Source organism: Natrinema salinisoli, from assembly GCF_020405205.1.
Classification (GTDB): domain Archaea; phylum Halobacteriota; class Halobacteria; order Halobacteriales; family Natrialbaceae; genus Natrinema; species Natrinema salinisoli.
In genome coordinates this window covers 3,622,797-3,635,081 of sequence record NZ_CP084469.1, presented here as the reverse complement: position 1 = coordinate 3,635,081, position 12,285 = coordinate 3,622,797, and the positions used below count along the sequence as shown (strand labels likewise).

The window sequence follows — 12,285 nt, the reverse complement described above, 5'->3', positions numbered from 1 at the left end:
CGATCATGAACAGATGACAGTCCCGATCCAATATATTTTAACCGTCCATACCAACGAAAGCTTTCCGTTCGGTTATTCGCTGATTACTCCCGGCCGAAATCGCAAGACAGCGGCGACTTAACCGCGCGTACCAAACCCCCTAAGGGCGTTCCTGTCGTTCGAACGTGTATGAGCACTGCAATGGCCCCCGACCTCACGAGTAAACAACAGCGGATTCTGGAGTACCTCCGGAACAACGCGGCGACGAAGACGTACTTCAAATCCCGCCTCATCGGCAAGGAACTCGGGATGACGGCGAAAGAGGTCGGCTCGAACATTACAGCGCTCCAGGACGGTGACTACGACGTCGAGATCGAAAAATGGGGTTACTCGTCGAGCACCACCTGGAAAGTCGACATTTAACTCGCGGACGACAGCCGGGCTCGTCGGCCTCGCAGTTTACTTATCGTCACGAGCGAGCACCGCCGGCACGCAGTGACGCCGAACGTTCTTTTGTCACGGGCCCTGAGTATCGCTGAATGACGGTCGTACTGTTCGACATGGACGGCGTCATCCTCGAGGGGCCCCGGACCGACCCGCAGGTGTACGCCGACGCCGCCGACGCGGCGCTCGCCGAACTCGACGCCGATCCGACGCCGCCCCAGCGTCGCGATTTCAGAACTCACGACGAGGACCGGATCCGGACCCACTGCACGGAACTCGGGATCGATCCGGCGCAGTTCTGGGAGCGCAAGGAAGCATACGCCTCGAGTAGCACCCACGATCGCCTCCGGTCGGGCGAGCGCGACTCCTACGACGATATCGACGCGATTCACGATCTCGGCGAACAGACCGCGATCGGACTCGTCACCAACAATCGCCACGAAACGGCCGAATTCGTCGCCGACTACTTCGGGTTCGACTTCGACGTCGTCCGCGGTCGCGATCCGACGTTCGACGGGTACGACCGACGCAAACCGGCTCCCTACTACATCGAGGACGCCCTCGCCGAGCTCGGCGTCACCGACGGCCTGTACGTCGGCGATTCGGCAACAGACGTCACGGCAGGAGCGGCGGCCGGCCTCGAGACGGCGTTCCTCCGACGGCCGCACAATCGCGATCAGGAGCGACCGCCGAACGCGACGCACGAGCTCGAGTCTTTGACGGAGTTACTGTCAATCGTCGACTCCGCGGAGAAATAGGATTCTACCTGCCGGTAATACCGTTTTAACTCTGATACTCGAGGAACTGATCCGCGTCCCGCGCGAGCCGTTGCGCTCGGTCGCCGAAGGAATCCGCGTGACGGACGACCAGGACAAGCACCGTCTCCGGTCGTTCGACCGCGTAGCCGTCCGCTCGAGAGAGTAGCCCGGCTTCCTCGAGCTCGCCGGCGTACTTGCTCACCGTCGGCGGCGAGACGTCCAGCGCCTCGGCGAGGTCGCCGGCGGTGGGGTCCGAACGCAGGAGGAGTTCGATGAGCATGCCCCGGGGCGTCTCTCGACGAAGGTACCCCAGCGCCCGTTTCTCGAACTCGTCGAATCGGCCGGCGGTGACGAAGCGTTTGTAATCGCCGTCGCGATAGCGCTCGATCGCCTCGAGGTCCTCGAGGCGGCGGAGGTGATGTTGGGTTTCGCCGGTCCCGAGTTGGAGGTCGTCGCGGATCTTGGAGAAGTGCGCGCCCGGCGTCGTGGAGAGATAGCCCGCGATCGCATCGCGGGCGTCGCTTTCACCCGTGTCAGCCGCCGCTGAATCCGACCGACCGACCAGCGGGGAGGCGGCACCGAGGGCGGCGAATCGGCGCAGGGTCGCTCGTTTCTCGTCGTCGACCCCATCGGGTGGTGTCATAGCTACCTACCGTCCGAAAGGGACTGACCAGTAAAACAGGTTTCGCTCCGCGTCGTTATTCGATATTACTCGAAAGGAGACTTATAATTCAATCAAAAAAGAAATGTTATGTATTTCGGTTCATCCCGTCACGGATCGAACGGATCCGCGGGCGGATGGTGCCCGGCGGGGGGTCAGTCGCTCGTGGACGGTTCGTCCTCGTCGACCGACACCTCGGTGCCGCCGTCGGCCTGACTCTGGAAGTCCTGATCCATCTCCTCGATGACCTCGTCGGGGTCGGAGATCTCCGCCGGATCCTTGCCTTCCTTGATCGCCTGGGCCTCCTGCTCCATCGCTTCGACGTCCATGTCCGCCTCCTGATCGATCTCGCCGATGATCTCGGCGATGTCGTCCAGACCGATCAGCTCCCGCGTTTCGTCGTCGAACTCGCGGCTCTCGAGTTCGGAGCCGTTCTCTTTCACGTCGCTGCCCGAGAGGTGCTTGCCGTAGCGACCGACCAGCGAGGTGAGCTCCTGGGGCATGACGAACGTCGTCGATTCGCCCTGCCCGATGTCGCCGAGCGTCTCCATGCCTTTGTCGATGATGGCGCGCTCACCCATCGATTCGGCAGAGCGAGCACGGAGGACGGTCGAGATCGAGTCACCCTGCGCTTCGAGGATCTGGCTCTGCTTTTCACCCTGTGCGCGGATGATTTCGCTCTGTTTGTCACCTTCCGCCTTCTCGACGGCGCTGCGGCGTTCACCCTGCGCCTCGAGGATCATCGCGCGGCGCTTCCGCTCGGCGGAGGTCTGTTGCTCCATCGCGCGCTGGACGTCCTTCGAGGGGTTGACCTCGCGGACCTCCACGGACTCGACTCGAATGCCCCACTCGTCGGTGGGCTCGTCGAGTTCCTCGCGGATGCGGGCGTTGATCTCCTGGCGCTTGTTCAGCGTGTCGTCGAGTTCCATGTCACCCAGCACGGCTCGCAGGGTCGTCTGGGCGAGGTTCGAGACGGCCTTCTTGTAGTCGTCGACCTGCAGGAACGCCTTCTTGGCGTCCATCACCTTGATGTAGACGACGGCGTCGGCGGTCACGGGCGAGTTGTCGCGCGTGATCGCTTCCTGTCGGGGCACGTCCAGCGTCTGGGTACGCATGTCGAACGCGTACGTGTTCGAGACGAACGGCGGGACGAAGTTGATCCCCGGCTCGAGCAGTTTGCGGTACTCCCCGAAGACGGTCAGGGCACGTTTCTCGTAGGCGTCGACGATCTCGATCGCGCTGAGGAGCGCGGCGATGACGACGACGAGGACGAGCGCACCAACGAGCAGTGCTGCGCCGCCGAGGGCTTGCATCGGGAACAATTGTACTACCATATTTCGAGCTTACGGCGGCGGGGAGAAAAGCGTTCCCTTATTTCGTCAACATATCCGATCCCGGCACTCGCTACTTCGATTTCTCGGTTTCCGTCTCGGTGTCGGTACCGTCCATCGATTCACCGCCGTCGGCGGCCTCACGATCGGGTTCGTCGGACGCAGCCTTGTCGCGTGCGAGCGCGCGATCGATCTCGTCCTCGCCGATCGCGGAGACCGACTCGACCGTGAGAACGTTCCCGCCGCCGGGATCGATGACGATCACCTCTTCTCCCTCTTCGATCGTTCCGTCGGTCGTTCGTGCGCTGTAGTAGGGCGCGAACCCCCCCTCCTCGAGCTTGACTTCGCCGCTGCGGGTCGTCACGGTCTCGGTGACGTAGCCCGTCGCGCCGGACAGCGAGTCGGAGTCCGTCGTTCGGGCCGTTCCCTTCCCGCCGTAGAAGTCGAACTCCCGGTAGACGTAGGCGGCAGCGGCACCGATCGCGAGCGTCAGCACTGCCAAGATTAACACGTTCGCTGCCGGCGGGAAGAGCACGCCGATCAACCCCGCCCCGACCAGGGCGATCCCGATGACGATGAGGTGGGCACCGGGCGAAATCGCCTCGAGTACCATTAGTACGAGACCCACCACCAGGAGCAAGAGCGGCGCGTTTCCCACGAGGGATTCGACCATACTTAGAGCTAGAGTCCCGCGCGAATTAAATGTTGTCGAGTGTGCCGGTAGTGATCCGACGGTCGACCGCCCAGCCAACGAACTTCCGCACGAACTCGCTCGAGACCCGGCGCGAAAACCTGCTTGTCGGTTCGGTGCCGATCACCTCCGGTGGTGATCGAGTCGGGCAGGAGATAGTAACTACTGAACGAAACGATCTGGGAAAATTTTTGGTTCAGGAGTCTAGAATTCCAGCAAGTTCCCTCCATGAATCTCCGGTTGCGAATCTGTGCCGTTCTCGGCGTGTTCGTTGCGGTCAGCGCCGCCTTCGTCCTCGCAGTGCTGTGGGCGTACGGCGTCCTGTTGCCGGGATTCGTCGGCGGCACGATCGTCTTTCTCCGGTACGGGACCGTCGACGTCGACCTCCTCCGGCTGCCGGTGTCCTGGGCGACGGCACTGGTGGTAGTCGTCGGCTTCCTCGCCGCACAGACGTATTACGGCTATCAGCGCGTCCTCGACGGAACTCGCGGCGACACCGGTGACGCGGACCACGCGGTCGCCCGAACGGTCCGACGGCTCGCGATGACGGCCGACGTTCCGGAGCCGACCGTTCGCGTCGTCGCGGACGAAACCGAGAGCTGTTACACCGTCGGCCGGCTCACCGACGCGACGATCGTCGTCACGACGGGACTGATCGACTCCCTCGACGCCGACGAACTCGAGGCCGTACTCGCCCACGAGATCGCCCACGTCGCCAACCGGGACGTGACGCTGATGACGGTTACGACGCTGTTCCTCGAGATCGCCGATCGTGCGTATCACGCGGCCCGGCTCGCGCGCCGGGCACTGGCCGACCCGGACGAGCTATCGAGCAGTAGTCGAATCGCGCTGTACTGGTTTCTCCCGCTCGTCGCGCTCACGTACGTCTTCGTCGCGCCGATCCTGTGGGTGTTCCCGACGATCGCCGACTGGGCGACGCGGACGCTCTCGCAGTCGCGGGAGTTCGCCGCGGACGCCGCGGCTGCCCGGATCACCGGGAAACCGATGGCGCTCGCGAGCGCGCTGGTGACCCTCGCGGAGGCGGACGCGACGCCGGAGACCGATCTCCGAACGACCAGAACGCGCGCACTGTGTATCGTCCCGACCGATCTCGTCACGGGCGACGACACGACGTCGCTGCCCGCGATCCGGCGACCGATGGACGCCTCACGCCGGCGAGAGCGGGTCACGGCCTGGCTCGAGGCCGCCACGCCGTCGACCCCCGTCGACGCCGACGATTCGTCACCGACGCACCCGGCGGTCGACGACCGCGTCCGTCGCCTGTCCGAACTGGCGGCAGAACTGGAGGGAGGACCGTGACGGGGACGCGTCGCCTCCTGTTCGTCGTCGGCTGCCTGTGCTGTCTGCTCGCGGTCGCGAGCGCGCTTCCGGCGGCCGATCCGCGGATCGACGGCCCCGGAGACCGAAACGGCGAGCCAGTCGCCGGCGACTGGGACGCAATGGAAGCGACTCCCGAGTTCGACGCGAACACGTCGGCTGACAGGGATGACCGATCCGACGGAGACTCACAACCCGACGACATCGAGATCGAGGGGCCGGTCGAACCGGGACGCGAGGTGACGGTCGACATCGGGGGAGTCTATCACTTTACGAACGTCGCCATCGCGGTAAACGGCAGGAACCGTACGCGGGTCGATAAGCTCGGCAGAGCCAACGTGACCGTCCCGTACGACGAGGAGATGACGGTTTCCGTTCCCGACGAGAACCGATCGCGAACGTTCGACGTCCGCACGGACGCGACGATCGAACCCAAAACCGGTGCGGCTCCGGCCCGCGACCTCGAGATAACGGCGACCGTCGGATCGACGAACGTCCCCGATGCGACGGTGACGCTCGACGGGGAACCCGTCGCGGAGACCGACGACAACGGCACGGCGACCGTGACGATGCCCGAGACGGCCGGACCGGTGGACCTTCACGTCGAACGCGGTCCGGTGACCGGGGATCGGACCGTCAACGTCGCCGAGCCGACGGTCAGGTTCGTCACGCCCGTGTTGTTCCCGGGATCACCCGCAGCGGTGCAGGTATCCGCCGACGGGAGACCGGTTTCGGGCGCGACAGTCTCCGTCGAGAGCGGCGGGAGGAAGTCGACCGACAGCGACGGTCGGGCGACGATGTGGCTGCCGATCAGCGACGAGGCGACCGTGACCGCCGACGTCGGTGCGGAGACCGCGACGACGAGCGTCGGGAACCTCTACCTCCGGTTGACAGCGGTCGTCGTCCTGGTCCCGGGATTCGCCATCGGCGTGGTGCTGACCTACCTTCGGCTGGCCGCCGCCAGCGAGAACCGTCGCGAGAGTTCCTCAGCCGGAATAATCCTCGCGTTCGCGGATATCTTCGAGCAGTTCGCCGACGCGCTTCGCACCCTGACCGTGACCCTCAGCGAGTTCAGCCTGCCGTCGGTATCGGCTCCGTCGTTCTCCGTGCCGCGCCTCGAGTTCGGCGGGGTCGGCGGCTTCGAGTTCCCGTCGCTCGGTCCGGCGCTCTCGTCGTTCGGACGCGCGTTCGGCACGCTCCCGTCGCTCGGCTCGCTCGCGTGGTCGTCGAACGACCGGAGCGGGTCGTCACTCGGGGATCTGTTCGGGACGAGCGACGACGACGCGAGCGACGAGCCGACGGGAGCCGAAGACGACGGCCCCCGACTGGCTGCTCGGCCCCTCGAACCCCGCGGACCGCGCGCGGAGATCCGGGCGGCGTGGCACGCGTTCCTCGATCGACTCGAGGTAGACGACCGCGAGACAGCGACGCCGGGCGAGATAGCCCGCAACGCGCTCGCCGCCGGGTTCCCGGCCGATCGCGTGGATCGGCTCGTCGCGATCGTTCGCGACGTCGAGTACGGCGGGCGCGAGCCATCGACGGACAAAGTGACCGCCGCTCGAGCCGCGGTGCGAGAACTGCGAGACCACGATCCGGACGACGAGGAGGGATCGACGTGAGCCGACGCTCGGCTCCGGGTCCGTGGCAGCGAGCGGTCGCCAGAATCGGCGCGATCGACCCCGAACGATTCGCGACGGTCGTGGTCAGTGCGGGCGCCGTTCTGGCCATCGCCGCGGTGGTACTCGGCGGCTTCGTCTCGTCTGTGCGGCTCTTCGTCGCCCCGCTCTACCTGTTCGCAGTACTCCTCCCGGTGCTCGGCGTGGTGATCGCGGCGGGCGTGTGCTGGCGAGTGTGGACCGCCGACCGATCGCGGGCTCCCCCGCTGCTCGAGGGAACACCGCCCGAGGAGGCTACCACACCGACGGAGCACGCTGCCGGCCGAGAGGCGGACCGAACGCTCACCGCCGCTGCACACGGCTGGTACCGCTGTCGGCCAAACGAGTCGATCGCGGACGTTCGTCGCCGGCTCACCGACGGTGTGGTTCGCGTGATCACTACGAAACGCGGGCTCGCGGCCGATGCAGCTCGCGACGCCGTTCGGTCGGGAACGTGGACCGACGACCCGGTCGCCGCCGCGTTCCTCGCAGACGACGTTCGCCAGCCGCTCGGCGAACGGCTGCGCGCGACCGTCGATCCCGGCGCAGCGCACGTCCGTCGCGTCCGTCGCACGCTCGCGGCGATCGAGGCGATCGACGACGGGACGGCAGACGTCGACGCCGAGGTGGACGGATGACCGGCCCGACCGCCGACCGTCTCGACGGCGGCGAGTGGGCCGTCGCGGCGACGCTCTCGCTCGCGGGGCTGGGCATCGCCGTCGGCAGCCAGCTGCTCGTCGCCGCCGCCACGCTCCCGCTGTGGTACGTCGCCGCGGCAGTCCTGGGAACCGAACCGGAAGCGATGATCCGCGTTCAGCGCCGGGTCTCGGTTTCGGACGACTCGAGCGACGGGACCGCAACGGAAGGCCCGGTATCAGGGACCCCCGGCGAGACCGTCACGGTACGAACGAGCGTCCAGAACGCCGGCTCGGACGCGATCCTCGACCTGCGCATCGTCGACGGCGTTCCCGACGCGATACCGGTGATCGCCGGCTCCCCGCGTGCGTGTGTCACCCTCGAGCCGCTCGAGGAAACGACCCTGGAGTACGAGGTCGAACTCCGGCGCGGCGAGCACGCGTTCGACGACGCCACGGTTCGAGCGCGCGATCTCACGGGAACGGTGGCCGAGACGTGGGCGGCGAGCGTCGCCGGCGACGGCGCGATCGACTCGTCGCGGATCGTCGAGACGGTTCCGCTCGGTGACGGGACGAACGACTACGCCGGCGACGTCCCGACGGACGAGGGCGGCACCGGCATCGAGTTCCACTCCGTCCGCGAGTACGAGCCCGGCGATCCGGTGAGCGCGATCGACTGGCGGCGATACGCCAACACGCGGGAGCTGGCGACCGTCGAGTACCGCGCCGAGCGATCGACGCGGATCGTCTGCGTCGTCGACGCTCGCTCGAGCCAGTTCCGTGCGGCGACGACTGCGAACGTGCCTGCCGTCGCCCGTTCGGCACAGGCCGCCGAGCGAACGTTCGAAACGCTCGTGGCCGCGGGCCACCCGACCGGAGCCATCGCCGTTCACGACAACGATCTCACGACCGTCGCCCCGGGCACGGATCCGGCGACGCGACGGGAGCTGTCCCGCCTGATGGACGAGATACGGGAGCCGTCGAACTCGATTCACCTCTCCTATTCTCGAACGGAAACCGACGTGACGGACCTCGCCGGCAGACTGCCCGGCGAAGCACAGGTGTACCTGTTTTCCTCGTTCATCGACGACGAACCGACCGAGCTCGTCGAGGGACTCCGCGCACGTGGGTACGCCGTCCGCGTCGTCTCGCCCGACGTCACCGCCGGCGCCGACGACGTCGCGACGCGGCTCGCGGCACTCGAGCGGGGAACGCGGCTCACTCGAGCCCGTACGGCCGGGGCCCGCGTCCTCGACTGGGACCGCGACGAATCGCTGGGCGTCCGCCTGCGCAATGTAACGGGGGAGGTGGGACGCCGATGAGCGCTCTCGACGACCGGGTCCCGGCGACGACGGGATGGGGGATCGCGCTCGCGGCGCTCGTCGGGACAGTCGCGCTGGCGGTTCACGATCCGATCGTCGTTCTCGGCGCTTTCGTCGGGATCGGGGTCGCGATGGCTGGGGGCCTCTTCGCGGGGACCCACCGTCGTATCGCGGCCGGAGCAACGCTCTTGCCGATCGTCGTTCTCGGCGGAATCGGCGTCGTCGGCCTCGCGGGTGGACCGGTCCGGGCTCTCACGGGCGTCACGGGGATACTCGTCGCAACTGCCGCCTGTAGCGTTGTCGTCGGCCAGCCGACGCCGTCCGCGCTCCGTCGAACGGGCGAAACGGCGCTCTGTTCGGCGGTCCTCGCCGGCGGCGTCGCGTTACTCGCGTTCGGTATCGACGGGCAGGGTGGCCCAGCGCCGATGCTCGACGCGATCCTGTGGTTCCCCGGCAAGGGCGTCTCGGGACTGCTCGTCGGACTCGTCGTCGCGATCGCCGCAGTCGCGTGTGCTCTCCTCTTCGTTCCACTGGCGGCCGTTACCGTCCCCTCGAGAGGGGAATCGGCGAGAAACGCGCTGAACGCACTCCTGCTGCCTGCGGGGATCGCGATCGCGATCGTGATCGCGATTGCCGTGTTGACGGTGCTTTCCCCGTTGATAGCGTTGTTCGGACCGCTCCTCGAACCGATCGCCGGCAGTGCCCTCGTTCGCGGCCTCCTGACGATCGCCACCGGATCGGCCGTCGCGGTGGCCGTTCTCGGGCTCGTCGTTCGCGCATCGTGGCTCGAGACGAACGGCCGAGAGAATCCCACCGTCCCGATCGTCGTCGGCTCGGTCCTCGGGGTCGTCCTCCCGTTCGCGGGGGTGACCGGCGTCGGCAGCCCCGACCCGACCGTCGTGCCGGCGCTGTTCGCCGCGACGGCGGTCGTGCTCGGCGTCGGCTGGCTGGCAGCGTGGCTCTACGAGGGTGCGGTCGTGAGAGGAACGGCCCCCCGTCCCGAACTCGTGCTCGCCGCCGGGCTCGCCGGGGGCAGCATCGTCGCCGGTGCGAGCGTCGAGACCGTCGCTCTCGAGCTCGAGACGATCCGAGCGGGGGCGGCCACGTTCGTCGCGCTCGCGGCCGCGCTGTTCACGTACGACGTCGGTCGCTACGGCCGGACGCTCGCGGTCGAGGTCGGCGCCGACGCGTCCCGCCGACCACAGGTCGTGCGACTCGGCTGGAGCGGGACGGTAGCGATCGTCGGCATCCCGATCGCGGTCGTCGGTCTCGCGGGGGCGGCGGTCCTCGCGCCCACGCTGTCGGTTCCGGCGACGGCGGGCGTGATCGTCGCCGTGACGGCGACCGTCGGCGGAACGTGGTTACTGTTCCGCTGAGGGCCGTTCCATCGCCGGCACCTCACAGTCCTCGAGCACGGCGTCGACGATTGCACGCCGAGAAACGCCGTCGACGCTCGCTTCCGGCGTCAACACGAGGCGGTGGGCGAGCGTCGGGGCGGCGATCCGCTTGATATCCTCCGGAACGACGTACTCGCGTCCCTCGAGGACGGCGTGGGCGCGACTCGCCTCGAACAGCCGCTGGACGCCCCGCGGCGAGACGCCGACGTCGACGCGACCGTCGGTCCGGGTCGTCCGACAGACGTCCGCGATGTAGTCCCGGACCGGCTCCTCGACTGCGATTCCCTCGGGGACGCGCTGGAGTTCGAGCACGCGTTCGCGGTCGACGATTCGCCCGACGGTCGGGTCGGGGCGGTCGCGGTCGGCCCGGCGATCGATCAGTTCGCGCGTGCCGTCGGCGTCGGGATAGCCGAGCGAAGTCTTCACCATGAACCGGTCGCGCTGGGCTTCGGGGAGTTCGAACGTACCCTCCTGCTCGACGGGGTTTTGCGTCGCGATGACGACGAACGGGTCCGGGAGTTCGTGGGTGTCGCCGTCGACCGTCACCTGCCCTTCCGCCATCGCCTCGAGCAGCGCGGATTGGGTCTTCGGCGGCGCGCGATTGATCTCGTCGGCGAGAACTACGTTCGCGAACACCGGACCTTCGGTGAAATGGAACTCGCCCGTTTCCTCCTCGAAGACGTACGAACCAGTGATGTCGGCCGGCATCAGATCCGGCGTGAACTGAATCCGGGAGAACTCCAGTCCGAGCGCGGTGGCGAACGACTGTGCGGTGAGCGTCTTTCCCGTTCCGGGGACGTCCTCGAGCAACACGTGTCCGCGGGCGAGCACGCCGGCGAGTACCTCCTCGAGGACGGTTCGATCGGCGACGACTGCAGAGAGGATCTCGTCGACGACGGTCTCCGCTGTCGCTGCGGCGTCGGGGACTGACATATCGATACCCGTTCCTACGGGAACTTAGATATGCTGAATTTAAGCGATATACGTGTCGAACGGTAGCGGCGGTAGCGGCGAGTAGGACGATACTGACGGTTGCCGAGACGACCTGACAGGTGCGTATCGCGACCGGAGGGCGGAACTAGTCGTCGGATTCGGCTCTGAACGCGTCGTTCGCCGGACCGCTCCGGTACACCGCGTAGAGCACCAGCACCGCGATCAGGAAGTCGAAGCCGTGTTCGACGAGGTGATGGACCGTCATCGGGACGAGTCCGAGGACCGTCCCGAAGCCGGTCACCGACCGGACGACGAGCAGGCCGAGGACGACCGTGATCAGCAGATACCGGAACGTCCGTCGTCGGGAGTACGCCACCAGTCCGGCGACGAACAGCACCGTCGTTCCCAGCACTGCGAGGGCGATTACGAGGACGAGAACGGGTGCGAGCTGCGGATCCAGCCACTCGCTCGCGACCGACATTGCGACCACCATACGATCGATACCCCTATTCGAGCCGACAGCCACCTATTCGCTTCGGTGTCTCCGGCCGGAATCGCCCTCACCGACCGTTTTCCGGCCGCGGCCGACGCTCGACTGCCCCGATGAGACCCGACTCGAGGGCTCGAAACCCGGAGAAAACGGCTACCAGACAGTTGCAGGCACGTTCGTTTTGCTCGAACGAGAGCTACCGACGGACGAAGAACCATGAGTGACACAGCAACCAACCCGGAGCGCGATACCCGAGCCGACTACAATTCCCTGAACACGGACGCGATGCAATGGGTGAGCGCCCTCGCCGCACTGATCGGTCTCTACCTCGTCGCCTCGCCGTTCCTGTTCGAGTCGACGGACGCCGCGACCTGGAACGACACGCTCGTCGGGACGGCGATCTTCCTGACCGCCGGCTACAACTTCTACCGGCTGTCGAAAGACCGGCTGGCGAGCGTCGGCGTCGCATCGCTGACCGTCCTGCTGGGGCTGTGGGCGCTCGTTTCGCCCTCCATCATCGAGATGGGGAGCAACGAGCTCGCGACCGGCACCGCGATCTCCGGCCTGCTCGTCGCCGTCCTCGCGGCGTACAACGCCTACGCGAATAGCAAGGCCGACACGCCCGAACGAACGCGTGCTCGCGCCTGAGCC

Annotated in this window: 13 protein-coding genes; 8 read left to right on the top strand and 5 right to left on the bottom strand. The window is 66.8% G+C overall.

Annotated elements, in window-relative coordinates:
• The first annotated feature begins 180 nt into the window (after positions 1-180).
• Together LDB05_RS18015 and LDB05_RS18010 are read left to right on the top strand one after the other, a co-directional pair.
• Complete coding sequence (locus LDB05_RS18015) at positions 181-402, top strand: DUF7123 family protein (RefSeq protein WP_226007934.1); 222 nt, start codon at positions 181-183, stop codon at positions 400-402.
• Positions 403-518: 116 nt separating this feature from the next.
• Positions 519-1,181 (top strand): HAD family hydrolase, encoded by a 663-nt coding sequence (locus tag LDB05_RS18010; RefSeq protein ID WP_226005352.1) that lies wholly within the window; start codon positions 519-521, stop codon positions 1,179-1,181.
• A 25-nt stretch (positions 1,182-1,206) separates the two neighbouring features.
• On the opposite strand, the gene LDB05_RS18005 is transcribed toward LDB05_RS18010, so the two are convergent.
• From LDB05_RS18005 to LDB05_RS17995, 3 genes are all read right to left on the bottom strand, one after another.
• Complete coding sequence (locus LDB05_RS18005; protein WP_226005351.1) at positions 1,207-1,824, bottom strand: winged helix-turn-helix transcriptional regulator; 618 nt, start codon at positions 1,822-1,824, stop codon at positions 1,207-1,209.
• Between the two features lie 173 nt (positions 1,825-1,997).
• Complete coding sequence (locus LDB05_RS18000; protein WP_226005350.1) at positions 1,998-3,176, bottom strand: SPFH domain-containing protein; 1,179 nt, start codon at positions 3,174-3,176, stop codon at positions 1,998-2,000.
• A gap of 70 nt (positions 3,177-3,246) precedes the next feature.
• Positions 3,247-3,846 carry an NfeD family protein gene (locus tag LDB05_RS17995; RefSeq protein WP_226005349.1) on the bottom strand — a complete coding sequence of 200 codons (600 nt, stop codon included), beginning with the start codon at positions 3,844-3,846 and terminating at the stop codon, positions 3,247-3,249.
• A 246-nt stretch (positions 3,847-4,092) separates the two neighbouring features.
• On the opposite strand from LDB05_RS17995, the gene LDB05_RS17990 reads away from it, so the two are divergent.
• From LDB05_RS17990 to LDB05_RS17970, 5 genes are read left to right on the top strand one after another with little or no spacing between them, the layout of a single operon-like run.
• Entirely contained in the window at positions 4,093-5,184 is a 1,092-nt protein-coding gene (locus LDB05_RS17990) for a M48 family metallopeptidase (RefSeq protein ID WP_226005348.1), read from the top strand.
• Positions 5,181-6,821 (top strand): DUF4129 domain-containing protein, encoded by a 1,641-nt coding sequence (locus tag LDB05_RS17985; protein WP_226005347.1) that lies wholly within the window; start codon positions 5,181-5,183, stop codon positions 6,819-6,821. Before LDB05_RS17990 ends, LDB05_RS17985 begins: the two co-directional genes overlap by 4 nt.
• Positions 6,818-7,495, top strand: a complete 678-nt coding sequence (locus LDB05_RS17980; RefSeq protein WP_226005346.1) for a DUF7269 family protein — start codon at positions 6,818-6,820, stop codon at positions 7,493-7,495. Before LDB05_RS17985 ends, LDB05_RS17980 begins: the two co-directional genes overlap by 4 nt.
• Entirely contained in the window at positions 7,492-8,814 is a 1,323-nt protein-coding gene (locus tag LDB05_RS17975) for a DUF58 domain-containing protein (RefSeq protein ID WP_226005345.1), read from the top strand. Before LDB05_RS17980 ends, LDB05_RS17975 begins: the two co-directional genes overlap by 4 nt.
• Complete coding sequence (locus LDB05_RS17970) at positions 8,811-10,190, top strand: hypothetical protein (protein WP_226005344.1); 1,380 nt, start codon at positions 8,811-8,813, stop codon at positions 10,188-10,190. The genes LDB05_RS17975 and LDB05_RS17970 overlap by 4 nt, the downstream gene beginning before the upstream one ends.
• On the opposite strand, the gene LDB05_RS17965 is transcribed toward LDB05_RS17970, so the two are convergent.
• The gene (locus LDB05_RS17965) at positions 10,176-11,144 is read right to left on the bottom strand and encodes an AAA family ATPase (protein ID WP_226005343.1); all 969 of its coding nucleotides are present in this window, start codon (positions 11,142-11,144) and stop codon (positions 10,176-10,178) included. The two genes, LDB05_RS17970 and LDB05_RS17965, sit on opposite strands and share 15 nt — an antisense overlap.
• Positions 11,145-11,289: 145 nt before the next feature.
• The gene (locus LDB05_RS17960) at positions 11,290-11,637 is read right to left on the bottom strand and encodes a DUF7471 family protein (protein ID WP_226005342.1); all 348 of its coding nucleotides are present in this window, start codon (positions 11,635-11,637) and stop codon (positions 11,290-11,292) included.
• 213 nt (positions 11,638-11,850) lie between these two features.
• On the opposite strand from LDB05_RS17960, the gene LDB05_RS17955 reads away from it, so the two are divergent.
• Positions 11,851-12,282, top strand: a complete 432-nt coding sequence (locus LDB05_RS17955) for an SPW repeat domain-containing protein (RefSeq protein ID WP_226005341.1) — start codon at positions 11,851-11,853, stop codon at positions 12,280-12,282.
• Positions 12,283-12,285 lie beyond the last annotated feature (3 nt).

Bases quoted from the DNA above. Each gene is read 5' to 3' on its own strand.
- LDB05_RS17965 (WP_226005343.1), bottom strand. From the start codon at position 11,144: ATGTCAGTCCCCGACGCCGCAGCGACAGCGGAGACCGTCGTCGACGAG.
- LDB05_RS17975 (WP_226005345.1), top strand. From the start codon at position 7,492: ATGACCGGCCCGACCGCCGACCGTCTCGACGGCGGCGAGTGGGCCGTC.
- LDB05_RS17970 (WP_226005344.1), top strand. From the start codon at position 8,811: ATGAGCGCTCTCGACGACCGGGTCCCGGCGACGACGGGATGGGGGATC.
- LDB05_RS18005 (WP_226005351.1), bottom strand. From the start codon at position 1,824: ATGACACCACCCGATGGGGTCGACGACGAGAAACGAGCGACCCTGCGC.
- LDB05_RS17955 (WP_226005341.1), top strand. From the start codon at position 11,851: ATGAGTGACACAGCAACCAACCCGGAGCGCGATACCCGAGCCGACTAC.
- LDB05_RS17995 (WP_226005349.1), bottom strand. From the start codon at position 3,846: ATGGTCGAATCCCTCGTGGGAAACGCGCCGCTCTTGCTCCTGGTGGTG.
- LDB05_RS18010 (WP_226005352.1), top strand. From the start codon at position 519: ATGACGGTCGTACTGTTCGACATGGACGGCGTCATCCTCGAGGGGCCC.
- LDB05_RS17960 (WP_226005342.1), bottom strand. From the start codon at position 11,637: ATGGTGGTCGCAATGTCGGTCGCGAGCGAGTGGCTGGATCCGCAGCTC.
- LDB05_RS18000 (WP_226005350.1), bottom strand. From the start codon at position 3,176: ATGGTAGTACAATTGTTCCCGATGCAAGCCCTCGGCGGCGCAGCACTG.
- LDB05_RS18015 (WP_226007934.1), top strand. From the start codon at position 181: ATGGCCCCCGACCTCACGAGTAAACAACAGCGGATTCTGGAGTACCTC.
- LDB05_RS17990 (WP_226005348.1), top strand. From the start codon at position 4,093: ATGAATCTCCGGTTGCGAATCTGTGCCGTTCTCGGCGTGTTCGTTGCG.